General features: G+C 53.4%; 12 protein-coding genes. 3 read left to right on the plus strand and 9 right to left on the minus strand.

The window, feature by feature from the left end; all coding sequences use genetic code 11:
• Positions 1-216 precede the first annotated feature (216 nt).
• The 9 genes from FBQ85_19160 to FBQ85_19200 form a co-directional block, all read right to left on the minus strand.
• The gene (locus FBQ85_19160) at positions 217-1116 is read right to left on the minus strand and encodes an MCE family protein (GenBank protein MDL1877255.1); all 900 of its coding nucleotides are present in this window, start codon (positions 1114-1116) and stop codon (positions 217-219) included.
• A 136-nt stretch (positions 1117-1252) separates the two neighbouring features.
• Entirely contained in the window at positions 1253-2083 is an 831-nt protein-coding gene (locus FBQ85_19165) for an ABC transporter ATP-binding protein (GenBank protein ID MDL1877256.1), read from the minus strand.
• Between the two features lie 3 nt (positions 2084-2086).
• Complete coding sequence (locus tag FBQ85_19170) at positions 2087-2329, minus strand: hypothetical protein (protein ID MDL1877257.1); 243 nt, start codon at positions 2327-2329, stop codon at positions 2087-2089.
• 1 nt (position 2330) lies between these two features.
• On the minus strand, positions 2331-3125 hold the full coding sequence (locus tag FBQ85_19175) for an ABC transporter permease (GenBank protein MDL1877258.1): 795 nt from the start codon (positions 3123-3125) through the stop codon (positions 2331-2333).
• Positions 3126-3208: 83 nt separating this feature from the next.
• Positions 3209-3580 carry an STAS domain-containing protein gene (locus FBQ85_19180; GenBank protein MDL1877259.1) on the minus strand — a complete coding sequence of 124 codons (372 nt, stop codon included), beginning with the start codon at positions 3578-3580 and terminating at the stop codon, positions 3209-3211.
• 96 nt (positions 3581-3676) lie between these two features.
• The gene (locus FBQ85_19185; protein ID MDL1877260.1) at positions 3677-4180 is read right to left on the minus strand and encodes an ATP-binding protein; all 504 of its coding nucleotides are present in this window, start codon (positions 4178-4180) and stop codon (positions 3677-3679) included.
• 107 nt (positions 4181-4287) lie between these two features.
• A complete protein-coding gene (locus tag FBQ85_19190) occupies positions 4288-5199 on the minus strand; it encodes a TPM domain-containing protein (protein MDL1877261.1) in 912 nt (303 codons plus the stop codon).
• Between the two features lie 16 nt (positions 5200-5215).
• Positions 5216-5911, minus strand: coding sequence for a hypothetical protein (locus FBQ85_19195; GenBank protein MDL1877262.1), 696 nt, complete (start codon positions 5909-5911; stop codon positions 5216-5218).
• Positions 5912-5935: 24 nt separating this feature from the next.
• Positions 5936-7264 (minus strand): GAF domain-containing protein, encoded by a 1329-nt coding sequence (locus tag FBQ85_19200; protein MDL1877263.1) that lies wholly within the window; start codon positions 7262-7264, stop codon positions 5936-5938.
• A 194-nt stretch (positions 7265-7458) separates the two neighbouring features.
• Here FBQ85_19200 and lepA point away from each other — a divergent pair, with 194 nt between their 5' ends.
• The 3 genes from lepA to FBQ85_19215 form a co-directional block, all read left to right on the plus strand.
• On the plus strand, positions 7459-9270 hold the full coding sequence (lepA, locus tag FBQ85_19205) for an elongation factor 4 (protein MDL1877264.1): 1812 nt from the start codon (positions 7459-7461) through the stop codon (positions 9268-9270).
• Positions 9271-9771: 501 nt separating this feature from the next.
• The gene (gene lepB, locus FBQ85_19210; GenBank protein ID MDL1877265.1) at positions 9772-10206 is read left to right on the plus strand and encodes a signal peptidase I; all 435 of its coding nucleotides are present in this window, start codon (positions 9772-9774) and stop codon (positions 10204-10206) included.
• 529 nt (positions 10207-10735) lie between these two features.
• Positions 10736-10964 (plus strand): DUF427 domain-containing protein (locus FBQ85_19215; GenBank protein ID MDL1877266.1); only part of this gene is annotated, 229 nt, incomplete at its 3' end.

The raw sequence follows: 10964 nt of genomic DNA on the forward strand, positions 1-10964 counted from the left end.
CCACCAAAGCAACTACGATTTTGACTAATATTTATAGGGTCAAGATGCGATTCTATGCTTTGGCATTATTCTTCGAAGCTTGTTTTTGAGAAATTTTTAGCTTTTTCTGAAGCTAACTCGTTATTCTTCGTTCGCCCAAAACCAATTTTTGAGCTTAACCGGATAGCAGTGCATTCGCATACTTGATTTGCCAGCGCGATTGTCACCAGGCGCGGCTTAATCCGGCAGCTTGCGCTCCGGCGGCGAAGATTTGCGGATCAAATTCCACGGGCGTTCTTTGAGCGTGCGGCTGAATTGCGCGAAATCGTTGGTCGCGCGCTCCAAATTCTCCATCGTGCCGTGCAGATTGGTTTGATTGGTGAGCGCCACATCGTTCAACACCTGCATGGTTTCATTCAACGATTGCAGCAGTGTGTCAATGCGCGTCAGGGTTACATTCAAACTCGCCATTGTGGTGTCCAAGGTCTGCGCGTTTTCGCCCATCAGCTTGTCGAGTTTGGCGCTGAAGTTTTGCATTTGAAACGTGAGCGCATTTAAATTCGAAACGATTCCGGAAATTTCGCTGGCATTGCTGCCCAGCAGCGAATCGGCATTGGCGAGCATGTTGGAAAAGCGCCGGCGGTTGGTGTCGTTGAGCAAATCATTTGCCTGCACCAGCAACAACGCCAATTGTTTGCTAACATCCATGAACGGCTCGCTGAGCCGGTTCAGCGCCGGCACTTCGCGCGTGCGCAAACGGCCGCCGGAGCCGAGCAGCTCTTCTTCATTCGTGCCGGGGGTGATTTCGATATATGATTCTCCCATAATGCCGATGGTGGTGATAAAGCTTTCCGAATCTTTGCGCACGGGCGCGCGCGAATCCACGGTCAACACGATCTCGATTTGGCTGTTGTCATCCGGGGCGATGTACAAATCCGTGACCGTGCCGATCAAAAAGCCGCCGAAGCGTACCATCGCGCCGCGATCAATGCCGCCGATATAGTCGAAGCGCGCGGTAAACGTTTTTTCCTTGCGTTCCCAGTCGATTTTAGTGATGGTGAATATAAACGCCATAAACGCGAGCAAACTCAGAATCACCAAAAGACCGGCTTTGACTTCGCGGGAATGATATTCCATAAAAAATTTACCTCTAGATTTTGATCATGCCGGGGCAAACCTCTGTTGCAGGCTCATGCACCGTTACCTTGATTTGTAGAGATAGCCATTTCTAAAATGGCATCCAGCCGGATAAATTTTTCAAGGCAACCGTACACTATGCGCCCACCAAGGTGTTGAGATACGCCTCCGAATTCAATTCTTCTGCATCCGGCAGCCGGTTAAAAAATTGTTGCACGATGGGATGCGCGTTGTCGCGCAGTTCTTCCGGCGTGCCCATCGCCACGATCTGGCCTTCATGCAACATGGCAATGCGATCCGCAATTTTGAAAACCGAGGCCAGCTCATGCGTCACCACCACCGTGGTCATATTGAAGGCGCGTTTGAGCTTGAGAATCAATTCATCGATGCCCACGGCCACCACCGGGTCCAGACCGGCCGAGGGTTCGTCGCAAAACAGAATCTCCGGGTCCATGGCAATGGCGCGCGCCAGGCCTGCACGTTTTTTCATGCCGCCGCTCAATTGCGCCGGCATAAAATTTTCAAAACCCGCCAAGCCGACGAGCTCGAGCTTGATGCGCGTCATAATTTTGATGGTCGATTCTTCCAGGCGCGTATGTTCGCGCAGCGGCAGGGCAACGTTGTCGCCCACCGTCATGGAGTTGAACAAAGCCGCGCCTTGAAACAGCATGCCCATTTTGCGCAACACGGGCGCCGTTTCTCCCTCGCTCATCGCAGCGAGATCATAACCCTTAATGATGATTTGGCCGGAGGTCGGCAAGGCCAACCCCACGAGATGGCGCAACAGCGTGCTTTTGCCGCAACCCGAGCGCCCGAGAATGACCATGGTTTCGCCGCGCCGAATATCGAGATTGATGCCCTGCAAAATTGGCCGGTTGCCATAATGCGTGACGAGATCGCGAATCGAAATGATAATGTCTTCAGGCAGGCGCAGCGGGCCGTTGAGCGGAGTCGGAGTCGTTGGCATGCGTCAGGCGAGTAGCGATTTGATGTGATGCAATTCCTGCTCCGGCGCGTCGTCGAGGTGTTCCATTTTGCCGGCGCGGCGATACCAATAACGGCTGTTGCTGAGATCGCCTTCGATTTTGTGCAACACCGCATGAATCCAGCTGGCGAGATGATCGTCTTCGTACTGCTGCACGATTTGATGCGACTCGTCCCAGCGGTTTTCCAGGGCGAAGTCAATGGCTTTCAGCAGTTCTTTTGCAGGCATTTCAGAAACTCGCATAAAACAATGCGGTAAAAAAAACATCCGCAGCGATGATTAAGAAAATCGAGGCAACAACTGTTGTTGTGGTCGATTTGCCCACGCCCACGGCCCCGCCTTCGGCGCGAAAACCTTCATAACAAGCCACCATCGCGATGATTATGGCAAAACATTCGCTTTTGACCAATCCCGTGATCAAGTCCTTCATCGTCAGCGCCGCCGAGGTTTGATTAAAATATCGCAGCGTGGAGAAATCCAGTGTGGTGATGGCGAGCAGATAACCCCCGAAAATGCCTACTAAATCCGCGAGAACCGTCAGGCAGGGCAACGCGATCATCAGGGCCAGGGCGCGCGGCACCACTAAGAAACCGATGGGATTTAGACCCATGGTGCGCAGCGCATCAATCTCTTCTGCCACTTTCATGGAACTGATCTCCGCGGCAATGGCCGAGCCGCTGCGGCCTGCAATGACGATGGCGGTGAGCAGCGGGCCTAATTCGCGAATCACCGAAACGCCGACGAGATCGGCGACGAAAATCGTTGCGCCAAAACGTTTAAGTTGATACGCCGCTTGCATCGCCAGAATAATTCCCACGAAAAAGGCGATGGCCAGGACGATGGGCAGCGATTCATATCCGATGCGCACGACTTGCTCGATGAGGCTGCGCACACGCATTTTCTCGCCTTTGAACGGCGCGACGATCGTCCACCACACCGTTTCCACGCTCAAGCGTGCGAAGCGATCGAGATGTACTAAAAATTGCAGCGTTTGCCGGCCTAGATATCCCAACACCTTCGTCATGAGAGCAAATTCATTCTAATGTTTTATGCGCGCGGCTTGAGCGCCGCTGCATTCATTAAACCATAACTTTTCCGGGCGCCGTTTTATCCTGCGGCAGATTGCAGTTCTTCACGCGAGGTTTTGCCGTTCCGCAACGCCGCGTCTTCACTTTCATAAATTTGGAAGACTTTGTCCAAGCGGCTCAGCTCGAAGACTTCACGCACCGCAGCGCCCAGGCCGAACAGTCGCAATTCGCCTTGATATTTGCTCATTTGCTGCAGGCCTTCGACCAGCGTCGCAATGCCGGAGCTGTCCATATAATTGACGGCGCGCAAATCCACCACAATGAGCGGCGCCTTCTTGTTAGTCAAGCCGATGATGACTTTGCGCACCTCCGGCGACGAGTAGAGATCCACGTCACCCGAAATGGCGATGATCGTGGCCTGATCCTTTTGACGTGTGACGATGTCAAGCATGACGATTCCTTTTCTTGTTGTTGGTTCCTCGTTACTGGTTGCTGGTTGGTCATGACTCGCGGGCAGCAACAAGCAACCAGCAACCCGTTCCAACTCTCATGGGCTTGCATGAACAAGAGACGATTTCTCCGTCTCTGCGGAAGCTGGGTCTGATACAAAAAATTTTGCCAAACGCAATTGATTGCCGCGTTTGAGGCCCGTGTCATAGGCGACGACGTCCATCGCACTGCGAATGAGATGCACGCCCAGGCCGCCGGGGCGAATGTCGTTGAGATCGCGCGATTTGATTTCTGTGAGTACGGCCTTTTTCCCGAAATCGCGCAAGATGATTTCGATGCCGTTTTGAATCATGCGCGCGGTGACGATGATGGGCTTGTCGGTCGCGCCGTCATAAGCATATTTAATGATATTCGCGCACGCCTCATCCACGGCCAGCGTGGTTTGCAAGCTTTGCTGCGGCGTAAAGCCGATCAATTCGCACAAATGCGCGATGCCGGCGCGAATGATTTTGAGCAGCTTGGGATCGCTCGCCACCCGGAATTCAACTGTGTCGCTGGTTAGTTTGGCCGCGTTCGCGCGTTTTCGTTTTATCCCTTTCATACAACTCCTGCACGTCAAAATGTTGCAGAATCAAAATGTGATAGGCCGCTCTGCTTCACTTTTCAACAACACAACACCCGTGTTTCAAAATTTTTGTTCTCTCATGTTCACCATCCGCCGGAAGCGCCGCCGCCGGAAAAGCTGCCGCCGCCTCCCGAAAAACCGCCGCCGGAAGAACCGCTGCGCCCCGAACTGCCGCCCGCGGAGGAACGCCAGCCGCCGCCCGTGCTGCCTCCCCATTTCTTTGACCATTTTTTTTGCTGCGCTTTGCCCTTTGGGCTGAAGCTCAACCACAATTTCAGCCCGCCGATGCCGAATAAATACGCGCCAAATGCAGCCATCCCGCCTCGCGTTCCCAAAATCACCAGCGGAAATGCGAACCAAAACGGAATCAGAAAGAAATACAAGAACCAGCCGGAGAAGCCTTCTGAAACGGCGCAGATGTATGTGAACATCCCGACGACAACTGAAAAAACGAAGAGCATCAGCAGCCGGCCTTTCCAATCAAGCTCCGAAGATGCCGGCTCATCGCTTGCGACATAAGCGCCTTGAATGGCTGCGAGAATCGCATGTACGCCGTTACGCACGCCGCCGTCAAAATCACCGTCGCGAAAACGCGGCACGATTTCATTGCGAATGATGCGACCGCAAGTGATGTCCGGCAAATCGCCTTCCAGGCCGCTGCCGACTTCGATACGCACGGCGCGATCATCGCGGGCGATCAACAGCAACACGCCATTATCGTTATCGGCCTGACCGATCTTCCATGTCTCTACTACACGCAGGGAGAATTCCTCCAATACTTCGCCCTGCAAACCGGCAATCGTGAGCACGACGACTTGATTGGAAGTCGAATCTTCGTGCGTCTTGAGAGTCTGCTCCAGCTCCTCGATGGTCGCCGAAGAGAGCATGCCGGCGGTATCGTTCACTCTCGCGGCTAAGAACGGAACCTCGAGCGTTTGCGCTGGCAGTGCGACGAAAGCGAAATAGAAAAAGCAGAGAAAAAACCGTATCGTCATGCGATGCGCTTGGTTGCTAATTCAGATGGTTGCCGAAACGAAGGGCATCGGTTAATTCGTCAGTATCATCCGGCCGGCGGATGACGCCCTCCCGGTGCAACAGCTCGCCGCATTTTTCAATGGCTGCAATCAACCCGCGGCTGGGTTGCCCGGCGCGCATGCCGCTGATGATGAGCTGCACGACTTCGTTCCATTCGTGCTGCTCGACTTTGGCATTGATGCCGACATCGCCCCACACGATTACTTTGCGTTCGAGCAGACTCAAAAAAATCAGAATGCCCGTGCGATCTTTAGTTCGGAAAATTTCCTCTGCAACAAAGGCTTCCGCCGCGCGCTGCGTCACGCGCAGATCGAGCAAGCGTTGTCCGGCAAAAAAGCGTCTCAATGCGGGCGTGAAATAGACGGCAGCCATGCCCACCGCCTGCGCGCCCAAAATCAAAATGACGATTTGCGCCAAGCCGAGATTGAGCCAGAGCGACGTAAACTCCCGCAGCAACAACAGCGCAAGAATGACGCTCAAACTCAAACTCATGCCGCCGCGCCACCAGGCGATTTCATAATCATCGCTTTGTTCAACGACAAACGGCACGATTTCACCGGCGGTGCGGCCCTCGGCTTTTTTTATCGCCGTCGCTATCTGCTCACGATCTTCCGATGAGAACAAGCGGGCGAGCGCCGCAGGCACGGCTTCGTGTTCAGCGTGTTTGTTCATAAAGATGTCGGTTGCGTGTGAATCTCAGCCCCAGCGCAGAACCACCACGGTTTGATCGTCATGTTGCGCTTCGCCGCCGGTGAAACGCTGCACATCTTGCATCAAATGATCCACCAGCGCTTGCGGCGAGGGCCAGGGCCGCCGCAGGCTCTTCCCCAAGCGTTCCATGGAATATTGTTTGGTATCGCTGTTTTTGGCCTCGATCACGCCGTCGGTAAAAATGATGAGATAATCGCCCGGCGCGAGCTGCATTGATTTTTGCGCAAAACGCGATTCCGCCAGAATGCCCAGCGGCGCGCCTCCGCCTTTGCCGATAAACTCACCGGATTTGCCGTTATTCCGCAGCCAAAAAAACGGTAAATGTCCGCCGGTGGCATAATTCACCTTGCCGGTGGCAAGATCGAGCAAAATATATTGCAAGGTTACAAACATGCCGCGGCGTCCGCGTTCGACGAGAATGTGATTGATGGTTTCCAACACCTGGGCGGGATGCGAATCGGTTTGCGAGTAGATGCGAAAGTCGCTCATCAGGCGCGCCATGTACAGCGCGGCAGGCATGCCTTTGCCGGAGACATCGCCCATCACCACGCCAAGCGTTTCGTCGCTGCAATTTACAAAATCATAAAAATCGCCGCCGATTTGAATGGCGGGAATCGACCTGGCGGCCACGCTGAAACGATTGTGCGGATCGGACGGGAATTTTTGCGGCAAAAAACTTTCTTGAATCGTGCGCGCGGCCTCAAGTTGTTGATCCAGCTTCTGTTTTTCCAGCATGGCGCGATGGTTGCGCGCGTTTTCAATGGCTAGCGCAACCTGGCGGCAAAACGTGGAAAATAAATCCAGATCATCGTTGGTGAAATTCCGGCCACCAATGGGATTCAACACCTCGGCCACACCGATGATGCGGTTGCGCACTTTCAGCGGCGCAGCCAGAATCGAGCGCGTCTTGAAACCCGTGACATCATCGCTCTTTTTGAAAAAGCGCGGGTCCTGGCTGACATCCGGCACGATTAGCGGCTCGCCGGTTTGCGCCACCCACCCAGCAATGCCCTCGCCCACGCGCAACCGAATTTTATCTTTAACCTGCTCGCCCACCTCGCCCAGGGCCACTTCCCATTCCAGCATGCCGGTCGCTTCGTTGATCAACATCACCGAGCTGGCCTCGGCGTGCATCACCGCTTGCGCTTTCTCCATCACCAAGCTCAACACGTTGTCGAGATCGAGCGTGCTGTTGACGATGATGCTCACTTCGATCAAGCTCGAGAGATTGGCAACTTTGGCTTGCAGCGCCTCGAGTTCCGTGCTGGTCATTGCCGCAGGGGTCAACTTTTTTGAATTGGGTATGCTCGCCATGACGGCGAATGTAGCTCAAAATGGAAGAAAAGTCAATGTCCAATCTTGGCAGCCGGGGTTGCGCCGGCGGCATTTTTTGCACGGTTACAATCATGTGACTGGATTTTCTATTGTCTCTTTGCACAAAATTTGATAGATTGCTGCTTCCAAATTTGGCCAGGAGGGCTTTCACGCTTTTGGTTTTTAATTATGGAATGACTCGAAAATTTATGCAGGAAAACATTCGGAATTTTTGCATTATTGCTCATATCGACCACGGCAAGTCCACGCTGGCAGATCGCTTTCTGGAAACAACCGGCGCGCTGCGTAAGGAAGAGATCGTTTCACAAACGCTCGATAGCATGGATTTGGAGCGTGAACGCGGTATCACGATCAAGCTGCATGCGGTTACGATGAATTACCGCGCGCCCGATGGCAAAGAGTACATATTGAATCTCATCGATACGCCGGGCCATGTCGATTTCAGTTATGAAGTTTCGCGCAGCCTCGCCGCGTGCGAAGGCGCGATTCTTGTCGTTGACGCCTCGCAGGGCGTGGAAGCGCAAACGATTTCCAACCTCTATCTGGCGCTCGAGCACAATCTCACCATCATTCCTGTGATCAACAAGATCGACCTGCAAGGCGCGCAGATCGAGATGGTCAAGCATCAGATCACGGAAGTGCTGGGCATCGACGAGCGTGAGATCATTCTGGCCAGCGCCAAACAGGGCATCGGCATGGCCGACATCATGCAGGCGGTGATCGAACGTGTGCCGCCGCCCTGCGGCAAAGCCAGCGACCCGCCGCGCGCGCTGATTTTTGATTCCATGTTTGACAGTTATCGCGGCGCCGTTGCGTATATCCGCGTGTTCGATGGTATAATTAAGCCGGGCATGAAAATCCGCTTCTTTTCCACCGGCAAGGAATTCGAAGTCGCGGAAGTCGGCGTTATGCGGCTGCGCAAATTTCCGCAGCCCCAGCTCGAACCGGGCGACGTGGGCTATTGCATCGCCGGCGTGAAGGAAGTGAAGGACACGCAAGTGGGCGACACGATTACCTCCGCCGACAATCCCGCGGTCGAGCCGCTTCCGGGTTATCGCGAAGTGAAGCCCATGGTGTTCAGCGGCATTTTCCCGACAGCCTCCGAGCAGTATGAGGAGTTGCGCGCCGCGCTTGACAAGCTCAAGCTCAACGATTCTTCCCTGGTGTATGAGCCGGAAAGCTCGGTGGCGCTCGGCTTCGGTTTTCGTTGCGGCTTTCTTGGGTTGCTGCATTTGGAAATCGTGCAGGAACGGTTGGAGCGGGAATACGATCTCGATATTCTCACCACCGTGCCCAACGTCGAGTATTGGGTATTCAAAACCAACGGCGAGAAACTGGTGGTCGACAATCCGGCGTTGATGCCGAATGCCGGCGACATCGATCACATCGAAGAGCCTTATATTCGCGCGCAAATCATTACCCCCGCGGAGTTCATCGGCAATATTATGAAACTGGCGCAGGAGCGCCGCGGCGCGCACAAAAACACGAGCTACATCGACACCGCGCGCGTGGATTTGACGTATGAATTTCCGCTGGCCGAGATCATTTTCGACTTCTACGATAAGCTTAAATCATACACCAAGGGTTATGCCTCGCTTGACTATGATTTCATCGGGTATCGCGAAGGCAGCCTCGCCAAGCTTGACATCCTCATCAACGGCGATCCAGTCGATGCGCTCTCCCACATCGTTCACCGCGAGAAAGCCTACGAATGGGGCAAGAAAATTTGCGAAAAGCTGCGCGAGTTAATTCCGCGCCAAATGTTCGAAGTCGCGATTCAGGCGGCCATCGGCTCAAAGATTGTCGCGCGTGAAACGGTGAAAGCGATGCGCAAGAACGTCACCGCGAAATGCTACGGCGGCGACATTTCGCGCAAGCGCAAGCTGTTGGAGCGCCAAAAAGAGGGCAAGAAGCGCATGAAACAGCTCGGCAGCGTCGAAATTCCGCAAGAGGCGTTTTTGGCGGTGTTAAAAGTTGAACATTAACCGGCAGTCTTCATCTTTATTTTGGATGGCAGTCTTAGGCCATCAGGCGCTCAAAGTTAGAATAAAGTTCTGAAAGTTTATGGGAATGATTTGCCGGCAGAACGATTCAAAATAATTCTGCCGATAAATCATCCTGCCAGAGTTTTTTCGGGAATGCTCGGCGCATTTCGGTGAAAAATTTTATCGCCGATGGTCACCGAGTTTCGCCGAACAGTTATTTGCTGCTTCGCAGAAGCGTTGATTTGCCGCTTGTCTGCAAATCAGGGTAGTATCTAAAAAGCCAGATGAGCGCAAAAAACAAACAAGTTCACGCAAAGAGAAGCTTTGCTTGTTCTTTGCGTCTTCGCATCGTTGCGTGAGGCTTTTTCTTTTTGATTCCGGCTCGCCCGGCTTGTGCGGGAGAATGTTTTTCTAACCCGTCAGGCAGCGGTCGATCTGTTGTATCATCGGTAATTTTTGAATCGTCATAAGGTTTGACTCATGTCTCAGACTACTGTGAAAATGGCGAAACCCAAGGGTGACGCCGTCGAGCATCCCACTAAAAGCAAGCCGCGCGAGTATACGGAAGCGATTCTCGTGGCGCTGTTTTTTGCGCTGCTCTTGCGCACGTTCGTGGTGCAAGCGTTCCGCATTCCCACCGGCTCGATGAAAGACACGCTGCTCGTCGGCGATTTCCTGCTCGTCAATAAATTCATTTACGGCGCGCGCACGCCCGACGGCATTCCGTGGACCGACATCGCGTTTCCGGTATGGCGGCTGCCCGCCCTCCGCGAGCCGCAGGCAGGCGACATCGTCGTGTTCAAATATCCGCGCGACCCCAAGCTCGATTACATCAAGCGCTGCATCGCTGTCGGCGGCCAGACCGTGGAAGTGCGAGACGGCGCGGTTTACGTTGACGGCAAGCCGGAAGACGAGAGAGAATTGCTCAAATATTGATCCGGGAGTTTAGGCCGGATTGAATATACCGCTTACCCCCTATGCTACTATCCGGCTCGCTGGTTCGACTCCCTAGATTTATGCCTGAACACCGGTCTCAAACCCACTGAACCAGAGTAGCCTCCGCTCAGCCCTATACTCACAACAAGACATAGGTTTTTTCCAAGACTGCGCTTGGAAAAGAATGGCGAATGGGCGAATGGCGAATCAGAATCATCATTCGCCATTCGCCATTCGCAAAAAGGATCGACAATTTTTTGTCGCTGTGAATGCCTAAGTGCCTAATACCATTGTAGTTAAAGAGGAAATGTAAGGGAAATTACTAGAAATCCGGTCTCAAATATTACGCTGAAACCGGCCAGCCGGTCGAAGGGCCTAGAGTTCGTCCGTTCGCTACCGCCAAAATGAAAAGTCCTGCTTCAGAAAAACTCGATTGACTCACTGTAAGCGCCCTTACAGCTAAAATCTTCTGTCAGCGCTAGAATGGTATACAAGCATCAAACTTGAAGCCAAGAAAGGATTATTCACCATGACCAAAGCCATCTGGAACGGAGTTGTCTTAGCCGACAGTGACAAAACCGTTGTGGTGGAAGGCAACCACTACTTTCCGCCCGAATCAATTAATCGGCACTATTTTCAAGCCAGTGAAACCCATACCGTGTGCCCCTGGAAAGGGGTTGCCAGCTATTATGATGTTGCGGTAGAGGGCCAGGTGAACCGAAACGCAGCCTGGTATTATCCTGACCCCAAGCCAGCAG

The sequence above is a fragment of the Cytophagia bacterium CHB2 genome (genome assembly GCA_030263535.1).
Lineage (GTDB): Bacteria > Zhuqueibacterota > Zhuqueibacteria > Zhuqueibacterales > Zhuqueibacteraceae > Coneutiohabitans.